This is a genomic window from Arthrobacter sp. B0316-5-4 (genome assembly GCF_059090325.1).
On the sequence record NZ_JBNHFN010000003.1, the window covers coordinates 441440 to 463907 of the forward strand.

Sequence of the window (22468 nt, forward strand, 5' to 3'; positions counted from 1 at the left end):
ATTTCAACAACATGCATTGCGCAAAAGGGAACCGCCATTCTACGGTTGTGTCATGGCTCACGGAGAAGTGAGCGCCGATCCTTACCCCCAATGAAGTAAAAAGGAGGATCACGTTGAACGACTCTTTCCTGTCCGATCTTGGCCAGTTCCTCAGCAAGAGGTCGGCAGACATTGCCGAATCCGCCACCCAGCACCTGGTGGTTGTCCTGGTTTCCCTGCTCATTGCAACGGTCATCGGTGTGGGGGTCGGTGTCCTTGTTTGGAACAGGCCCATCAGCCGCTCGTTGGCTATCGCCGGTGCCGGCGTCGGACTGACCATTCCGTCCATGGCACTCCTGGCACTCCTCATCCCCGTGCTGGGGTTGGGCTGGACCCCCACCATCGTGGGTCTGGCCTTCTACGCCCTCCTTCCCATCATCCGCAACACGGTGGTGGGCCTGCGCGAAGTACCGGCAGCTGTGTCCGAATCCGCGCTGGGAATGGGCATGGGCAAGGTGAAGACGTTGTTCCGTGTCCAGCTGCCCATGGCCTGGCCGGTAGTCATTACAGGGGTGCGTGTCTCGGCCCAACTCTCCATGGGAATCGCAGCGATCGCTGCCTACGTGGGCGGGCCGGGCCTTGGGGAAATGATCTTCAAAGGTCTATCGAGCCTGGGATCCAAGAACGCCCTGAACTTCGCCGTCGTGGGAACCGTCGGTGTCATTGTCCTAGCCCTGCTGCTGGATGGAGCGTTCGTGCTCATCCGCCGCGTTACTACCTCAAGGGGACTTCGTGTCTGAAACAACAACCCCTCCGGCCGCCGGCGCCCGGATTGTCCTCAAAGACGTCACCAAGACGTATCCGGGCCAGGTGATTCCCGCCGTCGAGTCCTTCTCGATGGATATCGCTCCCGGTGAGCTGATCATGTTCGTAGGCCCCTCCGGCTGCGGTAAGACCACCACCATGAAGATGATCAACCGGATCATCGAACCGAGCACGGGCTCCATCACCATCGATGGTGAGGATGTCCTGTCCCTGAACCCCAACGAGCTTCGCCGGCGGATTGGCTACGTCATCCAGCAAATCGGCTTGTTCCCGCACATGACCATCGCAGAGAACATCTCTGTGGTCCCCAAGCTACTGGGCTGGGACAAGAAGCGGACGCGGGATCGGGTGGAGGAACTACTGGGCGTCGTCGAGCTTGATCCCAAAACGTTCGCCTCCCGCTACCCGCGTCAGCTCTCCGGTGGACAGCAGCAGCGTGTTGGCGTGGCGCGGGCTTTGGCGGCCGATCCGCCCGTGATGCTCATGGATGAGCCGTTTGGAGCCACCGACCCCATCACCCGCGAAAAGTTGCAGAGCGAATTCCTGCGCCTGCAGGAGAAGCTGAGCAAAACAATTGTGTTCGTCACCCACGACTTTGATGAAGCTGTCCGCCTGGGCGACCGGATTGCGGTGTTGTCCGAACGCTCTCAGATCGAGCAGTTCGACACCCCGGCGAACATCCTGGCCAACCCGGCCAACGATTACGTCTCGCAGTTCGTGGGACACGGAGCGGCGCTCAAGCGCCTGGGACTCATCCCGGTCGGCCACGCGACGCTGGGACCGGCAGCGACACCAACTGCCCTGAACGTGGGCGTGGAGAACTCCCTCCGCGATGCGTTGGATGCCCTGGTCCTGTCCGGCGGTGTTCCCGTTGCTGTGGTGGATCAGAACGGGCGGGCTGTGGGCTCCATCGATTTAGAGCGGATCTCCGCTGTCCTGGGAGCCGAGATCGTCCCGTCCGCCCTTGCCGTCGGAGTTCGGCCATGACTGCGCAGGCAACGCAGGATCTGGCGACGTCCTTCGGCACTGCCTCCAACCGCAAGGGCAAATACTTTTCCTTCAAACGCTTCGGAACACCCCTGATCATCGTCCTGGCGTTGCTGGCACTGCTGGCCTGGATCTCCTCGCTGACCCTCGATTCGATCGAGCTGCGGACCCTCAACTGGGACTACCTTGCGGACCGGACCAGGGAGCATCTCCTGCTGACGGTTACCGCATCCGCCATTGTGACCCTGATTGCGGTCCCTGCGGGCATCGCACTGAGCAGGGTGCATTCCAAAGCCGTGCACGCAGTGGTATTCGGTATTGCCAACGTGGGGCAGGCAACGCCGGCCATCGGCTTGGTGATCCTGTTGGCCATCGTGTGGAAGACCGGCTTCGAGGTGGCGCTGGTTGGCCTGGTGGCCTATTCGGTCCTCCCTGTTCTGCGGAACACCCTGGTGGGACTCCAACAGGTTGACTCCAGTCTCACGGAAGCCGCCCGGGGCATGGGCATGCGTCCGCTGGAAGTGCTGACCAAGATCGAACTTCCTTTGGCCGTCCCGGTCATCATCGCCGGCTTAAGGACTGCGCTGGTGTTCTGCGTCGGCGTAGCAACTGTGGCCACGTTCATCAATGCCGGGGGCCTGGGCGACATGATCGTCAACGGACTCAAGCTCCAGAGATGGCCGGTCCTCATCACAGGCGCCGTCGTCGTCTCCTGTATTGCCCTCACCATCGACTGGCTTGCAGGCCTCGCCGAAGACCTGCTCAAGCCCAAAGGCATCTGACTTTCCTACTTCTTAAGGACAACATCATGAAGAAACCCGCAATGACCCTCCTGGCCACCGGTATTGCCGTGGCACTGAGCCTCACAGCCTGCGGCGGCTCAGCTTCAAGCTCCAGCGCATCAAACAGCAAGGAACTGGAAGGCCTGACCGGTGTATTCGGTGCAAAGGACTTCTCCGAGCAGTTCATCCTGTCCCACATCACCAGCCAGGTCCTCAACGCCCACGGTGCGCAGACCACCACCAACACCAGCGTGGTGGGCTCGGCAAACGTCCGCACGGCGTTTGAGACTGGCCAGTTCGCCGGCTACTGGGAATACACCGGAACTTCCTGGATTACCTACAACAAGCAGACCACGCCCATCAAGGACAAGGCGGACATGTTCAAGGCAGTCAAGGACGCCGACGCCAAGAAAGGCATTGCCTGGCTGGACCCTGCACCACTGAACAACACCTACGCCTTCGCTATTCGTGAAGAAAAGGCCAAGGAGCTCGGTATTAAGAGCCTCTCGGATGTGGCCAAGCTCCCGGTCAGCGAGCAGACATTTTGCATGGAAAGCGAGTTCTCAACCCGCGACGACGGCTGGCCGGGACTGCGCAAAGAGTACGGTTTGAGCCCGGACGCCAAGGTGTCGATGCTGGACACCGGCGTCATTTACACGGCCACCCAGAAGGGCCAGGACTGCAACTTCGGCGAGGTCTTTGAAACGGACGGACGCATCCCCGCGCTGAAGCTCCAGGTCATGGAAGACGACAAGAGCTTCTTCCCGATCTACCAGGGAGCCCTGACCGTCAAGGCCGACATTCTGGCCAAATACCCGGCCATCGCCGACATCATGGCCAAGGTCTCGCCGAAGCTGACTACCGAGGTCATGCAGAAACTGAACGCCAAAGCCGATGTGGACGGCGAAGACCCCGAAGACATCGCCAAGGAATGGCTCGAATCCGAAGGGCTGGTCTAGGTATGACCGAGCAAATCCAAATTGGTGAGTCCTTCGTCGGGGACGGCGTGAACGCAGCGCACGTCAACACCGTCCTGGGACACCGGGATGGACCTGCAGGAACCGCTTGGGCCACGGCCCTGGCAACCCCGAGTGCAGGACACGTTCCGTTTGTGGCCGTCCTCCGACCCTCGCTCCCGGTAAAGCCGCTGACACTCTTCGTCACGAAGGCTGCTCCGGCCAATGACCACCACGGCAACCTCATCTGGGGCGCAGCGCAGGCTGGAATCGCCGCGGGCGTGGCAGATGCCGTAGCCGACGGCATCCTCACCGACGAACAGGCCGGTTCGCACGCGTTGATCGCTGCCGTATGGGTCAATCCCAACGCCGACGACGACGACGCCGTCTACCGCAATAACCGTGAGTCCGTCCGGACTGCTTTGGAGAACGGGGCCAAGAACCTCCCCTCCACGGCAGAAGTGATCGAGGCACGCAACTCCCCGTCCAACCCCTTCTTTACCCCACGAGGCTGACAGCAATGAAGATCACCGCAATCCGGCTGACCCGCATGGTTTTGCCCCTGGATCCGCCGTTCAACGCGGCGTGGGATCCGGAACCCCGCACTGCCTTTCCCGCCACTTTGGTGGAGGTGGAGACCGATGAGGGCGTCACCGGCGTTGGCTCCGGTGACACCATGGACGGGTTCGAAGCCTATGAGCACCTGTTCATCGGCACCGACCCCATGGCCATCCTCAACCAGGTCCGCCGGATTGAAACAATCAACTTCCATGGCGGCCGGTACTGGCCCCTCGAAGCCGCCCTGTGGGACATCATCGGCAAAGTTGCCGGACTGCCGGTAGCAACATTGTTTGGCGGTGCACAGGACAGGCTCGTGGCTTACGCTTCCTCGGGCGAACTCAAGGCCCCCGCAGCCCGGGCAGAATCCGCGCTGGCAGCCAAGGAACGTGGCTTCAAAGCCATGAAGATCCGTATCTCCCGTGATCACCTGGACGAAGGCGTTGAGTCCGTCCGCGCTGCCAGGGAAGCCGTGGGCAAGGATTTCGACCTGATGGTGGACCTCAACCAGATGTGGCGCATGAGCGGCGACATCGAACCCGCCTTGGAACTTGCCAAGGTGCACCGTCTGGCAGCGCAACTGGCGGAGTTGGATGTCCGCTGGCTAGAGGAGCCGCTGCCGCAGGCTGACATCAAGGGGGCGCAGCGAATCCGTGAACAGACCGGAATCCAGGTTTCGGGCGGCGAGATGGTCCGCAGCATGCCTGAGATGATGGCCCTCATCGAAGCCGATGCTTTCGACATCTACCAGCCAGACGTCGCCTTGGCGGTGGGCATGTACAGGGCACGCCAAGTGGCCGAAACGGCGAACCTGAAGCACCGCTTCTTCACGCCGCACACGTGGAGCAACGGCTTGGGCCTGCTGGCCAACTTGCACGTGGCCGCAGGCGTAGACGCGGGGCCATACTTGGAATTCCCCTATGACCCGCCGGGCTGGACTCCGGAGCGCCGCGACTTCTTCATGGAGCCGTTGGACATCGACGACGATGGCGCGCTCCGCGTACCCGATCTGCCGGGCCTCGGTGCAGTCATCGATTACGACGCCGTCAAAAAGTACTCGGTCTAAGGAACCCCGCCATGGCACTGACAAAGAATGACTGGATCCATCGGGCATCAGCCCAGCAGCCGGCCACGGGACTGTATATCAACGGCGGTTTCCGCGCCGCCCGAAGCGGCGAAACATTTCCCACGGTTTCGCCGCGGGATGGCTCCGTCACGGCTCACATAGCGGCGGCAGGGGATCAGGACGTTGATGACGCTGTCCGGGCTGCGCACCGCGCCTTCGAAGATGGCGTGTGGTCCCGAACGGACCGGCGCCACCGGCAAGCAGTTCTCACCCGGCTTTCGGATCTCATCCTGGAAAACCTTGAGGAACTTGCCCTCCTTGAGTCCAGGGACGCCGGTCACCCGATCAGCGACTCCCTGGCCGTGGACGTTCCCAGTTGTGCACGGACGTTCCGCTGGTACGCGGAGGCGCTGGATAAGGTCTACGACGACGTCGCACCCACCCCGCGCAACGCACTCGCCATCATTTCGCGTGAGCCACTGGGAGTCATCGGCGCAGTGGTGCCGTGGAATTACCCGCTGATCATCACCGCTTGGAAGGTAGCTCCTGCGCTCGCGGCCGGGAATTCGGTGGTGCTCAAGCCCTCTGAGCAGACCAGCCTGACGGCTTTGCGCCTTGCTGAGCTCGCCACAGAGGCTGGCCTGCCGGACGGCGTGTTCAATGTGGTCCCAGGGCTGGGTCATGTCGCCGGCGCGGCACTCGGTCGGCACGAACTCGTGGACAAGATCACTTTCACTGGCTCACCCGAAGTCGGCCGGTTCTTCCAGCGGTACGCATCCGAATCGAACGGCAAGCAGGTGGCCCTGGAGCTGGGCGGCAAATCGCCGCAGGTGGTTCTGCACGACGTCGGTGACATTGCCGCCTGTGCTTCGGCGGTGGCCTGGGGGATCTTCTACAACGCCGGGCAGACCTGTCACGGAGGTTCACGACTCCTGGTGGACGAGCGTGTCCACGATGAGTTGCTTGAAGAAGTCATCAAGGTGGGGCGCTCGCTGCAGCTTGGCGACCCCTTGGACCCTGCCACCCAGATCGGCGCAATCATTGATGACCGGCAGCTTGAGAGCATCCTCGGCTACTACGCCATCGCCGAAGGAGAGGGCATCGTGGTCGCGAACGGCGGCACCCAGGTGCACCCGGCCGGCGTCGAGAATGGCTACTATCTGGAGCCCACGGTCCTGGACCGCGTCAATAACGCCGGCCGCATCGGGCAGGAAGAGATCTTCGGGCCGGTGCTGGCAGTTTCAACGTTCCGCGGCGCCGCTGAGGGCATCCGAATGGCCAACGACACCAAGTATGGGCTGGCCGCGAGTGTGTGGACGCAGAACATCACCAAGGCCCACACCGCTGCCCGGGAACTGCGTGCAGGCACTGTCTGGGTGAACACTTTCGACGTCGCGGACATCATCACACCTTTTGGCGGCTTCAAGGAATCCGGCTTTGGCCGGGACCGTTCGCTGCATGCCCTGGACGCCTACTCCGCATTGAAAACGACCTGGATCAACCTCGGCGACGCCGCCCTGGACGACTGACCACCCAGCCTGAATTGAGACTCCCAATGACTGCAACAACGCACGTTTCCGCCACGGAAACAAAACCCCTCACGCCTGGTACCTCCCGAATCGGCTTTATCGGGCTCGGCAACATGGGCTCGGGCATGACCCGCAATCTCCAAGCCGCAGGATTCCAGTTGATCGTCAACGATGTCCGTCAAAAATCCGCCGCTGGGCTCCTCGCCAACGGCGCAGAGTGGGCAGACGATGCCGCGGGCGTCGCGGCCAGCTCCGACGTCGTCATCACCATGCTCCCTACGCCCAAGCACGTTGAGACGGTGGCCATGGGGCCCGGCGGCATCCTTGCCGGACTGCCCGACGGCGGCACCTGGGTGGACATGTCCACCTCGGTTCCGGAGGTGGCAAACAGGGTTCGTGAAGCGGGTACCACACGGGGTATCCGCGTCCTGGATGCGCCCGTCAGTGGCATGTCCGTGGGTGCCGCGAACGGCATGCTGCAGATCTTCATAGGTGGTGAGGCGATCGACGTCGAACGTCTTCGGCCCGTGTTCGAGGCGATGGGCGACCCTGAGCGGATCCTGCACGTGGGCGGCCACGGTGCAGGATACGCCGTGAAGCTCATGATCAACCAGCTGTGGTTCTCGCACCTCGTAGCCACTGCGGAAGTCCTGAGCACCGGAGTGAAGGCTGGAGTCGATCTGGAAACCCTGCGGCAGGCGCTTATTGCCAGCCCGGCAAACTCCAACTTCGTGCAGAACGATGTCCTGTCCATCCTCAACCACGGCGATTACGACGAAGGGTTCGCTATTGCGTTGGCCTGCAAGGACCTTGGATTGTCCGTGGACCTTGCCCGCTCAGTCGGTGTTCCCATGGAACTGTCCGGTCTGGTGGAGCAGCTCTACCGCAGGGCCAAAGCGCTCTACGGCGACAAAGCCGGCGAGATGACCCCCGTGAAACTTTACGAAGACGCGATTGGCGTGCAACTGCGGACGCCCGCACGCGCCGCTGGCATCGCAGCAGAAGGAGCTTGATCACCATGCAGACACGTATGCAGGTCCACGCCGAGCTGGCCTCGACGGAACTGACGCTCGATCCGAAGCCCACCGCTTACTTTGGGCGGGGTCGTGTAGAGGAAATAGGCGGGATTGTTGCCGGCCTTGGTGCCACATCCGCCCTGATCGTCACTGACCCTTTCCTTGCCACCACTGATGTGGTCGCGGCCGTGCGGGCTTCCTTGGAAGCTGCCGGGCTTACTGTTACCGTGTTCGACGGGGTCACCCCGAACCCCACCACCACGTGCGTCGATGCGGGTTCGGACCAGGCCCAGGCCTCCGGAGTCGATGTCCTTGTTCCGGTGGGCGGGGGATCGTCCATGGATGCCGCCAAGGGTATTTCCTTGGGCGCCGTGAACCCGGCCAGGGGAGCGGGGCTGGACTACAGCAACCACTTCGAGAACCCGGCACTGCCCATTGTTGCGGTACCCACTACCGCGGGCACCGGGGCCGAAGTCAACGCTTTCGGCGTGGTCACGGACGTGGACGCGCACCGGAAGTTCTATGTTGGCCATAAGTCCGCTCTGCCAAAGGCCGCCGTGCTGGATCCTGAACTAACCCTCGGACTCCCGCCGAAGGCCACCGCGGCCACCGGAATGGACGCGCTGACACACGCTATCGAGTCCTACTCATCCATCCGGCAGAACCCGTACTCGGACGGCATTGCCCTTCAAGTAGTCTCCATGGTTGCTGAGTTCCTTCCCCGCGCCGTGGCGGATGGCAGCGACATCGAGGCACGCTCCCAGCTTCTCCTTGCGTCCCACATTGCAGGCGTTGGCTTCTCCCACACCGGCTTGGGCCTGGTCCACGCCATCGCGCACCCACTGGGCGGCCGGTTCAACATTCCGCACGGCCTGGCGTTGTGTTTGGTGATCGAGGACGTCCTGCGCCTCAACCTCCGCAACCGGCTGGATCGGACGGCTCGGCTTGCCTTCGCCCTGGGTGTCGGCGACACCGCGGCGACCGTCGAGCAGAACGCTGATGCCGCGGTCGATGCCGTCGCCACCTTGGCGCGGGAAGTGGGCATGACGGCCCGACTGACCGGTTTCGGTGTCACCGAGGCCGACCTCGATTCCCTGGTTGAGGACACCCTGGCCGATTCGGTCATCAACAACACCCCGGTGCCGCCCACCGCCGTCGAAATCCGCACGATCCTCGAGAAAGCGCTCTAAGTGGAAACCTCTTTCGAATCCGATACCCTGACGGCCGCAGAGCAGGACTTCGTGGCTGGCCTGCCCACTCAGCTTTACCTCGACGGCCAGTGGACAGACGCGTCCGACGGCGGGACATCGGCTGTGGAGGACCCCTCCACTGGCGCAGTGCTTACCAGGATCGCTGACGCGTCCCCGACCGACGGAGAACGGGCCCTTGCAGCTGCTGCCCGGGTTCAGGATTCGTGGGCAGCAACGCCGCCCCGCGAGCGTGGCGAAATCCTTCGCCGTGCGTTTGAGCTGGTCACCGCCCGCGCCGAGGATTTCGCCTCGGTCATGACACTGGAGATGGGCAAGCCGCTGGCCGAGTCCCGCGGGGAAGTTGCCTACGGTGCGGAGTTCCTGCGGTGGTTTTCCGAGGAAGCCGTCCGTATTTCGGGCCGCTACTCGACGGCCCCGGACGGTAAGTCCCGCCTGCTTGTGACCAAGCGGCCCGTGGGTCCCTGCCTGTTCATCACGCCGTGGAACTTCCCCCTGGCCATGGCTACCCGAAAGATTGCCCCAGCCATTGCCGCCGGCTGCACGATGGTTCTTAAGCCAGCCAACCTCACCCCGCTGACCGCCTTGTTGTTCACGCAGGTCCTGGCGGAAGCGGGCCTTCCTGCGGGCGTGCTGAATGTCATTCCCACCACCCGCCCCGGCGACGTCACGGGTCCGCTGATCCGGGACAACCGCCTGCGAAAGCTCTCCTTCACCGGATCAACCGGTGTAGGGCAGCAGCTCATCGCAGACTCCGCGCACCAAGTTCTGCGGACCTCCATGGAGTTGGGCGGCAATGCGCCATTCCTGGTCTTTGAGGACGCGGACCTGGATGCGGCCATTGACGGTGCCATGGTGGCCAAGCTTCGGAACATGGGCGAGGCCTGCACAGCCGCTAACCGGTTCATCGTCCATGAATCCCTGGCTTCTGAATTCAGCGAGCGGTTGGCTGAACGGATGTCTTCCTTGGTGGTTGGACGGGGGTCCGCCGAAGGAACCAACATAGGTCCGCTGATTGACGCCAAGAGCCGCGCCAAGGTTGATGAACTCGTAGCGGACGCTGTTGGGGCCGGCGCAACTGTCTTGACGGGCGGTGCCTCCGCTGACGGCCCAGGGTACTTCTACCCGCCCACGGTCCTGACCAATGTGGCTGCCTCCGCCCGCATCCTGCACGAAGAGGTCTTCGGCCCGGTGGCACCGATAGTCAGCTTCACAACGGAGGACGAAGCCATAGCGCTGGCCAACGACACAGAGTACGGCTTGGTGGCCTACGCCTACACCCGGGACCTCAACCGCGGAATCCGCTTGTCCGAGAAAGTTGACGTCGGAATGTTCGGCCTCAACACGGGTATCGTTTCCAATCCGGCGGCGCCGTTTGGCGGTGTCAAGCAATCCGGCCTGGGCCGTGAAGGCGGCATTGAAGGCATCGAGGAGTTCCTGGAAACCCGTTACATCGGTATCGCGGATCCGTCCTGATGCTTCGGGTACTCGTCACGGGCGGCACCAGCGGAATTGGTGCCGCCCTGGTGCGTGAGTCCCTCCTGGCCGGTCATTCGGTGTTCACTACCGGCCGGGATCCTCAGAAGCTCGCTGCGTTCCTGGCTTCCTGTTCGGACTTGGGTCAAATGGGCGGCGTCGTTGCAGATGCCGGGGACTGGGAGCAGACCCGCGACGCCGTTTCAGCGGCCTGCGCGTTCCTGGGCGGGGTCGACGTCGCGGTGGCCAACGCGGGATTCTCGGCGCCCGGTGATCTCAGGGACGGTGACCCTGATCGCTGGCGGGACATGGTTCTCACCAACGTTTATGGGCCCGCCATTCTGGCCAAGGCAGCGCTCCCGGAACTCATCGCGAACCGGGGCCACATGGTATTAATCGGCAGCACCGCGGGCCGGAAGGTCTATCCAGGGAATCTGTACACCGCTACGAAATGGGCTGTCACCGGCTATGCGGAGTCTCTCCGGCAGCAACTCGTGGGCACCGGTGTGCGGGTGCTGCATATCGCGCCGGGCCATGTGGACACCCCACTGTGGAAGGAAGCGCCGGACGCGGCGATCGCGCCCGAGTCGGTGGCCGAGACCATGCTGTGGGCACTGACCCAGCCACCCGGCGTCGACGTTTCAGAGGTCATGGTCCGCGCCACCGGGCAGGCGTTCTAGCGCACGGCAGGCCAGAGCCTTTTCCCGGACGCAGGCGTAAAATTGCCTCACTGAACGGCACCGCGTCAGCCCTGCCGCGCTTCTCTCTCCTGTGGAAAGGGGGTGGAGATGATGGGACGCAGATTGGAAGGCTTCCAACACGTCACAGAGCGGCTGCAATACGTCTTTGGACCCGCGACGCACGGCGATACGGACAGTCCCGTGGTGCACAGGCACGATGACTTCGAGACTGCTTCGGAGGAAGACCTGAAGAACTTCGATGTCGAGACCGACTCTCAGGGGCATCACTACGCTGTACGCAACAACGATCCAGGTCCAACCAGCACCGACTACTCAATGAAGTAGGCACTGGTTCGCCCCACTTTAGTTACGCCCCTGTCCTCAAATAAGTAAGCATGCTTATGATGTTTACGAACGACATCAGGCGACGGGTAGGGGTCCAACCATGAGTTTCCAGGATGATGCAGCAAGAACTCCCGCCGGTTCTGAGCCGGGGGAGCGAGTCACCGCGCCCCCTGGGCAGCGGGTGGTTCAGCCACCGGCGGCAGGGCGGAGCCGTCCGACGCGCACCGCTGCCCTTTGGGTGGCGGTGGCAGTTGGACTGGTGGTCCTTGTGATGTTGATTGTCTTCTTTGTCCAGAACCAGGACATGATCACCGTCCGGTTCTTCGGGCTGGAAGGGACCCTGGCACTGGGCACCACGTTGTTCATCGCAGCGGTCGGTGGGGGCGTCCTTGTTGCCTTGGCCGGGGGAGCCAGGATCCTCCAGCTCAGGCTAAGCAACCACCGGCGCCAGAAAGCCATGACCGGGCCAGGAACGCCACAGTAGCCTGGCCTTAAGTGCGGAAGGACCGGAGCAATCGCTCCGGTCCTTCCGCAATTTAATCCCGACGGCGGCACTCCCTGACGACGTTCAGTCCGCCGGGGTGGTGGGTCGTCTTAGCCTTCGCAGTCAGTGCAGTAGGCGACGCCATCTTTTTCGCGGGCAATCTGCGAACGGTGGCGGACCAGGAAACAAGAGTTGCATGTGAACTCATCGCTTGCCTGCGGGATGACCTGGATAACCAGTTCTTCAGCGACGATTTCGCCGCCGGGGCCGTTGGCATCGAGGCCATCGGTTTCGTCCAGTTCAAGCACGACACTCTTGGCCGTGGGAGCGCTGGCGGATTGGAGAGCCTGGAGGGACTGCTCCTGGTTCTCTTTTACATCGGTACGGAGTTCGTCGTAATCGGCTGCCACTTTTTAATGCCTCTTCGTGTTAGGGGGTTACCGGGTATGCAACGTACAGCATGCCACGAAAATTCCATACCATACCCCAGTTCTACAGCTTGTGGCGAAAACCACGTGGGTGACGGCCCAAAAAAGCCGTCACCCAGCGCTTTTCAACACCGCATTACCGGAGTTCGATCTCCATCGACTGGAAGTCGTCCATGGCGTGGCGACCAACCAGGATACGGAACATACCCCGCTCAAACTGCCATCCGCCGTCGTAATGTGCAAACGCTTTGGCGGGGATGCGTATTTCCACGCTCTCGGTTCCGTTCGCGGCGAGGTGCGTTCCGGCGTAGCCGGCCAGCCAGCGGACAGGACGTTCGACGGCGGATTCGGCGCGGTCCAGGTAAACCTGCACCACTTCCCGGCCGGTACGGGTACCGGTGTTCTTGACCGGCACGTGGACCACCACGTCGTTCCCTGCCTGCACTGCCTGCGGGGCGTGGGCTGCGCCGAGTTCGAACGTGGTGTAGCCCAGTCCATAACCGAACGGCAGGGCAGGAGCCGCGCCGCCCTCGGCTTCCTGCTTCAACCACGCACGGTATCCGATGTGGATTCCTTCGGAGTAGGCAACCTTGCCGTCCACGGGCGTGGTGTTGAGGACAGGGACATCCTCCAGCGCGGCCGGCCAAGTGGTGGGCAGGCGTCCGCCTGGCTCTTCGAGGCCCAAAAGAATGTCCGCGATGGCATTGCCGAACTCCTGGCCGCCGAACCAGCCCAGCAGGACCGCGTCAACCGTGTCGAGCCAGGGCATCAGTACAGGCGAGCCGGAGTTGACCACCACGACCGTCCGGGGATTGGCCGCCGCGACAGCCTCCACCAGCAGGTTCTGGTAGCCGGGGAGGTCAAGGTCCTTACGGTCGAAGCCCTCCGATTCGATGGCGGCGTTGGTGCCCACCACAACCACGGCGACGTCGGAAGCCCGGGCAGCGGCCACGGCCGCGTCGATTTCGGCCCGCGGTTCGGCGACCACCGTTTCTTCACCCAGCAGGATCGCCGTGAACGGAATGACCTGTTCCCCGGGCAGCTGGTATTCGGCCTCGATCCGGACACTCTGGCCGGGGCTGGTTTCTATGGCGTGGACGGTCTTGGGGGGATCGAAGAGCGCCGCGCCAAGGACTTCGGTATCGTCCTCAAGTTCGCCGTTGAAGACCTCGGTGCCGTCCAGGACGAAGCGGATCCGGCCAACGGTCCCGACACCAAGGTGGTGGATGCCCGCTGTTTCGGCGGTCCAGTCCGCTTCCATGCGAATGGAGGCAGCGCCGTCGGGAATTCCGACGCCAAACCAGATCAGGTGCGAGGCAAGGCGGTCTTCACCGGAAATCTCCGTGCCGTCCTCCGCGAGGAAGGTCACCCGGATGCCGGGTACGCCGGACACAGGGTTCTGCAGGGATGTGCGGGGGAATGCCTGGATGCCCTCCGCTACCTTGGCGCCGCGCGCGTAGGTGACCTTCACGTCGTCGGGCAGTGCCTTCCGCAGCCCCGCCAACGGCGACACGGTGTACTTGGGCATCACCGTGGCGCTGCCGCCGCCCTGGGTGCGGGCTTCGTCGGCGTTGTGGCCAATCACGGCCACGCTGCTGAGCGACTTGGCGTCCAGGGGCAGCAGGCCCTTGTTGCGGACCAGTACCGCGCCGCGAACGGCGACTTCACGCGCGACGGCGGCACCGTCCAGTTGCGCGGGAAGCTCAGTGACCGCTGGCGTGAACCCTTCCAGAGAGCCCACGCGGGCTGCCAGGCGCAGGATGCGGGTCACCTTCTCCAGGATGGCTTCCCGGCTGACCCGTCCATCATTGACGGCGGCCAGCAGCTTGGGTCCCCAATGGCCTACCGGGCCCGGCATCTCCAGGTCCTGGTGGGCGTTGGCGGCGTCAATGGAGCGCACGCCGGTCCAATCGGAGACCACGACGCCGTCGAAGCCCCACTCGGAGGACAACGGCGTTTCCAGCAGCTTGTTCTCGCTGGCAGTGGTGCCGTTGATGGAGTTGTAGGAGCTCATCACCAACCAGGCGCGGGCCTCGGTGATAGCGTCTTCGAAGGCGGCGAGGTAGAGCTCGCGCAGGGGTCGCTCGTCCACCACGGAGTCCGCGGTGAAGCGCTCGGTTTCGGCCTCATTTGCCAGGTAGTGCTTGGGCGTCGCACCAACACCCATGGACTGGACGCCAGCGACGTACCCTGCGGCCATGGTTGCGGTGAGCCGGGGGTCCTCGCTCATGCACTCGAAGTGGCGGCCGCCCAGCGGGGAACGGTGCAGGTTGATGGTGGGGCCGAGGACGGCGTGCACACCCTTGCGTCGGGCTTCCTGGCCCAGGACCTGGCCGTAGCGGCGGGCGGTTTCGACGCTCCACGTTGCAGACAAGGCGGACGACGACGGGAGGGAGACGGAGTCATGGCGTTCATCGAAGTCCTCGCCGCGGACGCCGGCAGGGCCGTCGGACATCACGACGCGGGACAAGCCGATTTCCGGGATGGCGTGCGTGGACCAGACGTCAGCACCTGTGAGCAGTTGTACCTGCTGCTCCAGGGACAGGTTCCGGGCGATTTCCCGGATCTTGGCTTCCGCGTCCGGGCTTCCTGCTGCGGGGGCGGTGACGGCCGCCGACAGGGTGGGGTTCATTTACTTGACTCCTTTGATGCGGGTGACGAGAAGTGCTCCGATGATGCCAACCACGGCACCACCGAGGAACAGGGCGGGATAGCCACCCAGCGCGATGACAGGAAATGCGACGGCGGGGACCAAGGACTGTGGGAGGGCCTGGGCGATGTTGAAGACACCGAACGTCTTGGCGTTCTCGGATTGGTCCTTGGGCAACAGGTCCGTGATGAGGGCCACGTCAACCGCGCTGAAGACACCCAAGCCCAAACCGAGAATGCCCTGCCCAACCAATACCTGGCCGGCGCCGGTGCTGGAGGCGATAACAATGAGGCCAGCCATCATGATCAGCGCGGACATGATCACCATGGCCTTCCGCTTGCCGATGCGGTCGCTGATCCAGCCGCCGGCGAGGCTGGTGATGACCGTGCCTGCTGAGCTCACCAGCGTTGCTTGGAACACCAGGCTGGTGACCTGGCTTTCCGCGATGTGCAGGTGGTCCGTGAAGAAGTACGGCAGGTACAGCAGGCCCGCGCAGTAACCAACGTAGACCATGAACTTGGTCAGCCAAGCCCAGCCCAGTCCGGGGTAAGTTTTGGGGTTGAAGTAGAACGAGCCGAGGATCTCCTTGAAGTTCAGCGGAGCCGGCTTCTCCGTCAGGACGCGGTCCTTGAACGTGAAGGCGAAAGCGATTGCCACGGCCGTGCCCACGATTCCCGGGACGACGGCCATCTGCAGGGCGTTGTCGAACATCTGGGCAAAGAAGGCTGCGGCCACGAGGCCGATGGGAAGTGTCATGCCGATGAGCCCGGAGAGGCGCCCGCGCTCGGCGGGGCCAGCCTGGTCGGGAAGTGTGGCTACGAGGGCTGCCAGCGCGGCGTTAAAGCCCAGCTGTGCTACAACCCAGGCAACCAGGACGGTGCCCACTTCTGCGGCCGAACCCAGCAGGAACAGTGCTGCCAGGCCAACCAGGGAACCGCCGACGATCCAAGGCTTTCGCATGCCGAAGCGGGAAGTTGTTCGATCACTGAGGCGCCCGAAGAACGGGTTCGCCAGGAGGGCCACGGCCGCTCCGACTCCTGCCACAAGGCTGAGGGCGCCGGCCCTGGTATCCGGTGTGGTGATTTCTGAAACCTTGATGGCGAGGACCACCAGGGCTGGGGCGAGGACGGCCATCCAGAGGCCGGCGCTCGCGATCGGCATGCCGATGACGTAGGCGCGCGAAGCTGCTCGGGGTGCTCCGGGGATGGAATCGGTACTGGCGGCCGGAGCCTGCTGGGTGATATCGAGGGCCACATTGCCTCCTGTAAACGGCGACCCACCGTTGGGTCTCTGGAGAAGACTGTAGCGATAAAAATCTAGTATGACTAGGTTTTCATGGAAATGACGGTGAAATAGACTGACGCAATGCCTACTTCGAGGGCCCGCGGCCAGTACGCCAAGGGAGCGGAACGCCGCGAACAGATCATCCAGACAGCAACAGACGTCTTCGCGACGGAAGGCTTTGAAGGTACGGCACTCAAGCGCGTGGCCGAGCTGGTGGGAGTGAAGGAAGCCACCCTGTTCCACTACTTCAAGGGGAAACAGGAACTCCTCACGGCCGTCCTGGCCGAACGCGACCGCCGGTCCTTGGCCGGCAGCGGACAGGAAGACGTTGGTTTGGGCCTCATGGCCACCATTGCAGAGCGCAACCGCCGGGAGCCGGGGCTGACGACGCTCTATGCAGTTGCCTCAGCCACCGCCAACCACCCGGAACACGACTCGCACGGCTACTTCAAAGAGCGCTACGAGACAGTGGTGCGAGACATTGCCGCCGACGTTCAGCGGCGCCAGGCTGCCGGAGAAGTCCGCACCGACGTCGACCCCGTCATGCTGGCCCGGCTGACAGTTGCCGCTTTCGATGGACTCCAACTGCAGTGGCTCTACGACAAGGACGTCGACATGGCCGAAGGACTGCGGCAGCTCATCGATGTGCTGCTGCTGCCCCCGCAAGCATCTGACTGAGGAACAGATAACGCCGTTCTGAAGGACCAGAACGGCGTTATCTGTTGCTCTCTTGGGCCCCTGGCCCGAAGCGTTTCCTTAGCGGCCGGTGCCGCCGTAAACGGTAGCCTCGGCGTCGCCGTCGAGCTCGAAAGCGTTGTGGATGGCGCGGACGGCGTCATCCAGCGCATCAGCGCTGGTCACGACGGAGATGCGGATCTCCGAGGTGGAAATCATGTCGATGTTGATGCCGGCGTCGGAGAGGGCCTTGAAGAACGTGGCCGAGACACCGGGGTGCGAACGCATGCCCGCGCCGATCAGCGAAAGCTTGCCGACGTGCTCGTTGTATTCGATGCTTTCGAAGCCGATCTGGCCCTCAGCAGCGCGCAAGGCGGCCAGTGCGTCGGCGCCCTCAACGATGGGGAGGGTGAAGGAGATGTCCGTGCGGCCGGTGCCGTGCGTCGAGACGTTCTGGACGATCATGTCGATGTTCGAGTGCGCGTCGGCGATCACCTGGAAGATCGCAGCAGCCTTGCCGGGGATGTCCGGGACGCCCACAACGGTGACCTTGGCTTCGGACCGGTCGTGTGCAACGCCGGAGATGATTGGCTGCTCCAAGGCAACTCCCTCTTGAATCGTGAACTTTTCTTCGGCGCCCGGGATGACCCAGGTGCCCTCGTTCTGGCTGAATGACGAACGGACGTGCAGCGGCACACCGAAACGACGTGCATACTCCACGCAACGGAGGTGGAGGATCTTGGCGCCGGAAGCAGCCAACTCCAACATTTCTTCACTGGAAATACGGTCGATCTTCTGGGCGCTGGTCACTACGCGGGGGTCGGCAGTGTAAATGCCGTCCACATCCGTGTAGATTTCGCAGACGTCGGCTTCGAGGGCCGCCGCCAGGGCAACGGCAGTGGTGTCCGAGCCGCCCCGACCCAACGTGGTGATCTCATGGGTTGCCCGGCTCATGCCCTGGAAGCCCGCGACGATGGCGATGTGGCCCTTGTCCAGCGCAGTGCGAATGCGGTGGGGGTCGACGTCGATAATTCGCGCCTTGCCGTGAATGCCGTCCGTAATCATGCCGGCCTGAGAGCCCGTGAAGGACTGCGCCGAAGCACCGAACTTGTTGATAGCCATGGCAAGGAGGGCCATGGAAATACGTTCGCCGGCGGACAGCAACATGTCCATCTCACGGGCCGGAGCGGAGTCCGTGACCTGGCTCGCGAGGTCCAGGAGTTCATCGGTGGTGTCGCCCATCGCGGAGACAACAACCACAACCTCGTTGCCGGCCTTCTGCGCATCCACGACGCGCTGTGCGACCCGTTTGATGCCATCAGCATCGGCAACCGAGGAACCGCCGAACTTCTGAACGATCAGCTGCTTGGTAATGGCAGCCTCGTTGGAGAGCTCTTCGATCTTCACTTCGGTAGTGGGCATAGTCATGCGCGCACCCTCACTGCATCAATAGGGTTCGAACGCGGCGCGCTAATTTCCAATTCGAGCACGCCTGCGTAGCTTATTTGCCCAGTTTATCGCCGGGAACAGTGCTGGCAGGAATTGTGACCACATGGCGGCCGCTGGCGGTGGGAAGTGCTGCATCCCTGTGGGCATCGAGTCGCGGTTCTACTTGGCGGTGGGAGAGGCCCCGAAGTTTTCGGGATACAACTCTTTATAGATCGCGGTTTGGTCTCCTGCGATGCAGACGGTGTCCATTTCCAGGCCGGAGCCTTTGATGTTTGCGTAGTAGGACATGAGTTGTCCGCCGTTCTGATCGGCGTAGAGGCGGATGAGGCCGGGGTCTTTGGGGTTGGTTTCGGTGCGGGTGGTGAAGCCTTTGGATTCCCAGAACGTTTTGACGGCGCTGACCGAGGCTTCAAGGTCGACGGGGTCGGGGGTTTGGCTCAGGACGATGTAGTTCACGCCGTCTTCCCCGCCGGGTGTGCTGCAGGGGCCGTTTCGGAGGCCCTCGTCGACCCATTTTTGGGTTCCGATGACTTGTTGGGTTTCGGTTTTGAAGGCGTGGAGATCCGCGAGGGCTTGTTTGAGTTCTTCGACCTGGGCCTTGACGGTCGCGGGATCACTAGGATTGCTTGTTCCGGTCATGGGGTAATCCCTGGTGGCGGGTGTGCAGCCGCTCAGCGCCATGGCCGCGAAGAACAGTCCGGCGAGTATGCGGCTTACCCTTACCGGGGCCTTGGGTTCAAAGGGCATGAGCTTCAGCTTTTCTGCAACGTCTTCTACCTGAGGGTCTATTTGTCAGTAGTGGAGGGGCTGGGATTGGACGGGAGGCCGAAGTTTTCGGGATAGAGCTCTTTGTAGATCGCGGTTTGGTCTCCTGCGATGCAGGCGCTGTCCATTTCCAGGCCGGAGCCTTTGATGTTTGCGTAGTAGGACATGAGTTGTCCGCCGTTCTGATCGGCGTAGAGGCGGATGAGTCCCTGGTCTTTGGGGTTGGTTTCGGTGCGGGTGGTGAAGCCTTTGGATTCCCAGAACGTTTTGACGACGTTGACGGAGGCTTCAAGGTCGACTGGGTCGGGGGTTTGGCTCAGGATGCTGTAGTTCACGCCGTCTTGCCCGTCGGGTGTGCTGCAGGAACTGTTGGCAGGTTTGTCCGTGTCGGCCCATTTTTGAGGCCCGATAACTTTCTGGGTTTCGGTTTTGAAAGCGTGGAGGTCTGCGAGGGCTTGTTTGAGTTCTTGGACCTGGGCTTTGACGCTTGCGGGATCACTAGGATTGCTTGTTCCGGTCATGGGGTTCTCCGTGGGGGTGAGGGTGCAGGCGCTCAGCGCAAAGAGCATGCATAGCAAGCCGGTAAGGATATAGCGGGTCTTGGGACGGGCCGGGGGTTCACAGGACATGAGCTTCACCTTCTCGGCGATGTACTTACTTGGTGGTGGGTGGTGGACTGGCGATTGCTTCCTGCCTGTCCAGCTCTTCGTAAATCGAGCCGAGGTCTCCTGCGATGCAGGCGCTGTCCATTTCCAGGCCGGAGCCTTTGACATTTGCGAAATAGGACATGAGTCGTCCGCCGTTTTGATCGGCGTAGAGGCGGATGAGGCCCGGGTCTTTGGGGTTGGTCTCGGTGCGGGTGGTGAAGCCCCTGGATTCCCAGAAAGTTTTGACGACGTTGACTGAGGCTTCTAGGTCGACGGGGTCGGGGGTTTGGGTCAGGATGCTGTAGTTCACGCCGTCTTGCCCGTCGGTCGTGGTGCAGGAACTGTTGACAGGCATGTCCGTGTCGGCCCATTTTTGGGGTCCGATGGCCTTTTGGGTTTCGGTTTTGAAGGCGTGGACATCGGCGAGGGCTTGTTTGAGTTCTTCGACCTGGGCTTTGACGGTGGCAGGGTCGCTGGGGTTGTTTGGGCCCGGCATCGGTTTCTCCGTGGTGGTGGGTGTGCAGGCGCTCAGCGAAACAGCAGCAAAGAACATGGCGGCAAGAATACTGCAGGCCTTTAGACGGCCTTTGGGTTCATGAGGCATGCGGTTTACTCTTCCTGTGTTGTTCACCGGCCAGCAAATCCATGTGGAGCCGGCATGGGCCGCGCCGCTGGCAGGATTTGGTTTCCGTGGCCTGTAGTTGTGAGGGCCGCTTCGTACACGGCGGTGGTTCCTTTGTCCAGGTAGCCGTATCCGTCGCCGTCTTTTCTGTGTACCAGGGTGTTGTGTTCGGTGGTGCCGTGGTATTGGGTCCCGTCAATTGTGGCCGATTCCGAGGAAAACACTTTCGCGCCGAAGGATTCAATGCGCGGATCCTGGCGCAGGAAGCGGCCCATTTGGGCCAGCCCATCACCACTGGCGTGGCTGGCGTAGACCTGCCCGGGACGCACGTGGAGTTCACCGGCGTTTCGGATCTCCTTTTCGATGCCGGCGGAGCCGAGCATCGTGAAGGAAGCGACGTTCAATTCCGCGGCGGCAAGGGCGTCGGAGGTCACGGTGGTGCCGTAGGAATGAGCCAGCACGTTCAGTGTCTCCGGGGTCCTGTTGCCCAAGCTCTCACGGATGGCGTTGAACCCTTGAAGGTCTGCGATGAATCGGTCGGCGCCGGCACGAGCGGCATCGCCGCTGTTCACAGTCGGCACAGTGGGCGGTTCGTAATTGATCCACGCCACGACAGCGAAGGACTTGCCCCCAGATAGCAGTTGTTGCTGACGTTTCAGGTTTTTGGCGTTCGCTGCCCAGTCGTTGAAGCCGCTCTGCGGGGTGATGTTCATACCGGACACAGCGTAGGTCACGTTGTCAGCTGTGTCGGGGTTACCCGCAGAGACCTGGGCCTTGGGTGAGCCGTCGCTGAGATCGAAGCCGAGCAGGAAAGCACTGGTTCCGCCCGCGTTCCTAATGGCCTGACTAATGCCACTGAGGGCCTTTTGCTGGGTTTGCAGCCGTGTCCAAGCAGGGTTGGTCACGGACAGGCCTTGGCTGGCGGGCAGGAATTGAGGCGTTTTGGTGAGTTCGTCTTTGATGCGCTCGTCCTCGGTGGCGAGGCGTATGCGATTGGCCTTGTCCCGGGCAGTGGCGGTGACACCGTTCAGGTTCCCGATGACCCCGGGAAGGGTCTGGATCAGAAAAAGCTGGGCCTCGCCGGGTTCGATTTTCCCGCTGGCGACCGTCTGGCCGAGTCCGGCCCACCACTTGGCAATCATCACAGGGTCCAGCCCTGGTTTCTCGAGCAGCCCCTGAAGCCGTTCCTTGTTGGTTGGGGTGGCCAGCCACGCCTTTAGTTGTTCGGCGTTAAGGGCCCCGATGTCGGTCAAACTCACTTGGCGTGGCGGGGCGTACTGAATGAGAACGCTGTTGAGGATGGTGTCAGCCATGGAGCCGCTGCCAGCTGCTTCAAATGCTGCGGCGATGTGTTCGACCCACCCAGCATCAGCAGTGTTCTCACTGAGCAGCTGCTCGAAACCGGACACGAAGGTGACGCTGCCGCTGTTCACCCAGGAACAAGCAGCGGTGAAACTACCCCAGGCGTGGCGGACACGTCCGAGTTCACTGCTGAGGATGTTTGTGAAGGTTCGGGATTGGGACACGAAGTCGCGCAGCTTTCCCGGGTCCGCCGCGCTTGTTCCGGCTTCTGATCCACCGGCGAACCTTGCCCGCTCCCTTGGGGAGAATACTGCTGAAACCGTCGGTGCGGGCAACGGCCACTCCGCGGGCATTGGATCACCCAACGGGTTCAGGAAAGATTGGAAGTTCTGTTCACGGATGTCGGCGCGTTGCTGCCAGTCGGCGAGGTTCTTCAGCCGCGACTTCTCCCGCGCGGCCCGTAGTTTCGCTTCCTGGACGTCCTCCGCCAACGCGGCGAGAACACTGGCAAGGCGGACACGGTCATCAGCCCTGACGGCACAGGCCTGGAGGAACAAGCGGGCGTAGCCCCCTTTGAAATCCTCCATGACACGATCAATGGCTCCCGACAGGAACCCTCCCTCGGAGCGTAGAGCCTCATCCGCGGAATCGGCAGCACTGATTAGAGCATCGGCCGCGCCGTCATCCAAAGCAATCCCCATAACCGAATCCCCCGAACGAATGGTTTATCCATCGAATAGCATAACAGTTCAAGT

22 protein-coding genes are annotated in these 22468 nt (G+C 62.4%); 14 read left to right on the plus strand and 8 right to left on the minus strand.

Annotated elements, in window-relative coordinates; translation table 11 throughout:
• Nucleotides 1–113 precede the first annotated feature (113 nt).
• The 13 genes from AC5RU9_RS10640 to AC5RU9_RS10700 all read left to right on the plus strand — a co-directional run bounded on the left by AC5RU9_RS10640 (nt 114) and on the right by AC5RU9_RS10700 (nt 11891).
• The gene (locus AC5RU9_RS10640) at nt 114–779 is read left to right on the plus strand and encodes an ABC transporter permease (protein ID WP_494016408.1); all 666 of its coding nucleotides are present in this window, start codon (nt 114–116) and stop codon (nt 777–779) included.
• The gene (locus AC5RU9_RS10645; RefSeq protein WP_494016409.1) at nt 772–1791 is read left to right on the plus strand and encodes an ABC transporter ATP-binding protein; all 1020 of its coding nucleotides are present in this window, start codon (nt 772–774) and stop codon (nt 1789–1791) included. Before AC5RU9_RS10640 ends, AC5RU9_RS10645 begins: the two co-directional genes overlap by 8 nt.
• Nucleotides 1788–2573 carry an ABC transporter permease gene (locus AC5RU9_RS10650; RefSeq protein ID WP_494016410.1) on the plus strand — a complete coding sequence of 262 codons (786 nt, stop codon included), beginning with the start codon at nt 1788–1790 and terminating at the stop codon, nt 2571–2573. The genes AC5RU9_RS10645 and AC5RU9_RS10650 overlap by 4 nt, the downstream gene beginning before the upstream one ends.
• A gap of 26 nt (nt 2574–2599) precedes the next feature.
• Entirely contained in the window at nt 2600–3532 is a 933-nt protein-coding gene (locus AC5RU9_RS10655) for a glycine betaine ABC transporter substrate-binding protein (protein WP_494016411.1), read from the plus strand.
• Between the two features lie 2 nt (nt 3533–3534).
• Nucleotides 3535–4044 carry a formaldehyde-activating enzyme gene (gene fae / locus AC5RU9_RS10660; RefSeq protein WP_494016412.1) on the plus strand — a complete coding sequence of 170 codons (510 nt, stop codon included), beginning with the start codon at nt 3535–3537 and terminating at the stop codon, nt 4042–4044.
• 5 nt (nt 4045–4049) lie between these two features.
• Complete coding sequence (locus AC5RU9_RS10665) at nt 4050–5153, plus strand: mandelate racemase/muconate lactonizing enzyme family protein (RefSeq protein WP_494016413.1); 1104 nt, start codon at nt 4050–4052, stop codon at nt 5151–5153.
• Between the two features lie 11 nt (nt 5154–5164).
• Nucleotides 5165–6682: an aldehyde dehydrogenase gene (locus tag AC5RU9_RS10670; RefSeq protein ID WP_494016414.1), complete on the plus strand. Its 1518-nt coding sequence runs from the start codon at nt 5165–5167 to the stop codon at nt 6680–6682.
• 26 nt (nt 6683–6708) lie between these two features.
• A complete protein-coding gene (locus tag AC5RU9_RS10675) occupies nt 6709–7695 on the plus strand; it encodes an NAD(P)-dependent oxidoreductase (protein WP_494016415.1) in 987 nt (328 codons plus the stop codon).
• 5 nt (nt 7696–7700) lie between these two features.
• Nucleotides 7701–8888: an iron-containing alcohol dehydrogenase family protein gene (locus AC5RU9_RS10680; protein ID WP_494016416.1), complete on the plus strand. Its 1188-nt coding sequence runs from the start codon at nt 7701–7703 to the stop codon at nt 8886–8888.
• A complete protein-coding gene (locus AC5RU9_RS10685; protein ID WP_494016417.1) occupies nt 8889–10382 on the plus strand; it encodes an NAD-dependent succinate-semialdehyde dehydrogenase in 1494 nt (497 codons plus the stop codon).
• A complete protein-coding gene (locus AC5RU9_RS10690) occupies nt 10382–11062 on the plus strand; it encodes an SDR family oxidoreductase (RefSeq protein ID WP_494016418.1) in 681 nt (226 codons plus the stop codon). Before AC5RU9_RS10685 ends, AC5RU9_RS10690 begins: the two co-directional genes overlap by 1 nt.
• 111 nt (nt 11063–11173) lie before the next feature.
• The gene (locus tag AC5RU9_RS10695) at nt 11174–11407 is read left to right on the plus strand and encodes a hypothetical protein (protein ID WP_211714039.1); all 234 of its coding nucleotides are present in this window, start codon (nt 11174–11176) and stop codon (nt 11405–11407) included.
• Between the two features lie 100 nt (nt 11408–11507).
• Nucleotides 11508–11891 carry a LapA family protein gene (locus AC5RU9_RS10700; protein ID WP_494016419.1) on the plus strand — a complete coding sequence of 128 codons (384 nt, stop codon included), beginning with the start codon at nt 11508–11510 and terminating at the stop codon, nt 11889–11891.
• A 110-nt stretch (nt 11892–12001) separates the two neighbouring features.
• Here the strand turns inward: AC5RU9_RS10700 and AC5RU9_RS10705 are convergent, their stop codons facing one another.
• From AC5RU9_RS10705 to AC5RU9_RS10715, 3 genes are all read right to left on the minus strand, one after another.
• Complete coding sequence (locus tag AC5RU9_RS10705; protein WP_211713967.1) at nt 12002–12301, minus strand: DUF4193 domain-containing protein; 300 nt, start codon at nt 12299–12301, stop codon at nt 12002–12004.
• A gap of 154 nt (nt 12302–12455) precedes the next feature.
• A complete protein-coding gene (locus AC5RU9_RS10710; RefSeq protein ID WP_494016420.1) occupies nt 12456–14951 on the minus strand; it encodes a beta-glucosidase family protein in 2496 nt (831 codons plus the stop codon).
• The gene (locus tag AC5RU9_RS10715; RefSeq protein WP_494016421.1) at nt 14952–16223 is read right to left on the minus strand and encodes an MFS transporter; all 1272 of its coding nucleotides are present in this window, start codon (nt 16221–16223) and stop codon (nt 14952–14954) included.
• 111 nt (nt 16224–16334) lie between these two features.
• On the opposite strand from AC5RU9_RS10715, the gene AC5RU9_RS10720 reads away from it, so the two are divergent.
• On the plus strand, nt 16335–16931 hold the full coding sequence (locus tag AC5RU9_RS10720; protein WP_494016422.1) for a TetR/AcrR family transcriptional regulator: 597 nt from the start codon (nt 16335–16337) through the stop codon (nt 16929–16931).
• A gap of 78 nt (nt 16932–17009) precedes the next feature.
• Here AC5RU9_RS10720 and AC5RU9_RS10725 read toward each other — a convergent pair whose 3' ends face one another.
• From AC5RU9_RS10725 to AC5RU9_RS10745, 5 genes are all read right to left on the minus strand, one after another.
• Nucleotides 17010–18356: an aspartate kinase gene (locus tag AC5RU9_RS10725; protein WP_309995904.1), complete on the minus strand. Its 1347-nt coding sequence runs from the start codon at nt 18354–18356 to the stop codon at nt 17010–17012.
• A 180-nt stretch (nt 18357–18536) separates the two neighbouring features.
• On the minus strand, nt 18537–19124 hold the full coding sequence (locus tag AC5RU9_RS10730; RefSeq protein ID WP_494016423.1) for a hypothetical protein: 588 nt from the start codon (nt 19122–19124) through the stop codon (nt 18537–18539).
• A 38-nt stretch (nt 19125–19162) separates the two neighbouring features.
• Nucleotides 19163–19771 (minus strand): hypothetical protein, encoded by a 609-nt coding sequence (locus tag AC5RU9_RS10735; protein ID WP_494016424.1) that lies wholly within the window; start codon nt 19769–19771, stop codon nt 19163–19165.
• A 25-nt stretch (nt 19772–19796) separates the two neighbouring features.
• Entirely contained in the window at nt 19797–20393 is a 597-nt protein-coding gene (locus AC5RU9_RS10740) for a hypothetical protein (protein WP_494016425.1), read from the minus strand.
• Nucleotides 20394–20416: 23 nt separating this feature from the next.
• The gene (locus AC5RU9_RS10745) at nt 20417–22414 is read right to left on the minus strand and encodes an alpha/beta hydrolase (protein ID WP_494016426.1); all 1998 of its coding nucleotides are present in this window, start codon (nt 22412–22414) and stop codon (nt 20417–20419) included.
• Nucleotides 22415–22468 lie beyond the last annotated feature (54 nt).

What these genes read in the sequence shown, in the direction of transcription:
- AC5RU9_RS10670 (WP_494016414.1), top strand. Translation starts at nt 5,165, where the DNA reads ATGGCACTGACAAAGAATGACTGGATCCATCGGGCATCAGCCCAGCAG.
- AC5RU9_RS10740 (WP_494016425.1), bottom strand. Translation starts at nt 20,393, where the DNA reads ATGCCTCATGAACCCAAAGGCCGTCTAAAGGCCTGCAGTATTCTTGCC.
- AC5RU9_RS10695 (WP_211714039.1), top strand. Translation starts at nt 11,174, where the DNA reads ATGGGACGCAGATTGGAAGGCTTCCAACACGTCACAGAGCGGCTGCAA.
- AC5RU9_RS10675 (WP_494016415.1), top strand. Translation starts at nt 6,709, where the DNA reads ATGACTGCAACAACGCACGTTTCCGCCACGGAAACAAAACCCCTCACG.
- AC5RU9_RS10690 (WP_494016418.1), top strand. Translation starts at nt 10,382, where the DNA reads ATGCTTCGGGTACTCGTCACGGGCGGCACCAGCGGAATTGGTGCCGCC.
- AC5RU9_RS10720 (WP_494016422.1), top strand. Translation starts at nt 16,335, where the DNA reads ATGCCTACTTCGAGGGCCCGCGGCCAGTACGCCAAGGGAGCGGAACGC.
- fae (WP_494016412.1), top strand. Translation starts at nt 3,535, where the DNA reads ATGACCGAGCAAATCCAAATTGGTGAGTCCTTCGTCGGGGACGGCGTG.
- AC5RU9_RS10680 (WP_494016416.1), top strand. Translation starts at nt 7,701, where the DNA reads ATGCAGACACGTATGCAGGTCCACGCCGAGCTGGCCTCGACGGAACTG.
- AC5RU9_RS10735 (WP_494016424.1), bottom strand. Translation starts at nt 19,771, where the DNA reads ATGTCCTGTGAACCCCCGGCCCGTCCCAAGACCCGCTATATCCTTACC.
- AC5RU9_RS10725 (WP_309995904.1), bottom strand. Translation starts at nt 18,356, where the DNA reads ATGACTATGCCCACTACCGAAGTGAAGATCGAAGAGCTCTCCAACGAG.
- AC5RU9_RS10700 (WP_494016419.1), top strand. Translation starts at nt 11,508, where the DNA reads ATGAGTTTCCAGGATGATGCAGCAAGAACTCCCGCCGGTTCTGAGCCG.
- AC5RU9_RS10655 (WP_494016411.1), top strand. Translation starts at nt 2,600, where the DNA reads ATGAAGAAACCCGCAATGACCCTCCTGGCCACCGGTATTGCCGTGGCA.
- AC5RU9_RS10665 (WP_494016413.1), top strand. Translation starts at nt 4,050, where the DNA reads ATGAAGATCACCGCAATCCGGCTGACCCGCATGGTTTTGCCCCTGGAT.
- AC5RU9_RS10745 (WP_494016426.1), bottom strand. Translation starts at nt 22,414, where the DNA reads ATGGGGATTGCTTTGGATGACGGCGCGGCCGATGCTCTAATCAGTGCT.
- AC5RU9_RS10730 (WP_494016423.1), bottom strand. Translation starts at nt 19,124, where the DNA reads ATGCCCTTTGAACCCAAGGCCCCGGTAAGGGTAAGCCGCATACTCGCC.
- AC5RU9_RS10650 (WP_494016410.1), top strand. Translation starts at nt 1,788, where the DNA reads ATGACTGCGCAGGCAACGCAGGATCTGGCGACGTCCTTCGGCACTGCC.
- AC5RU9_RS10710 (WP_494016420.1), bottom strand. Translation starts at nt 14,951, where the DNA reads ATGAACCCCACCCTGTCGGCGGCCGTCACCGCCCCCGCAGCAGGAAGC.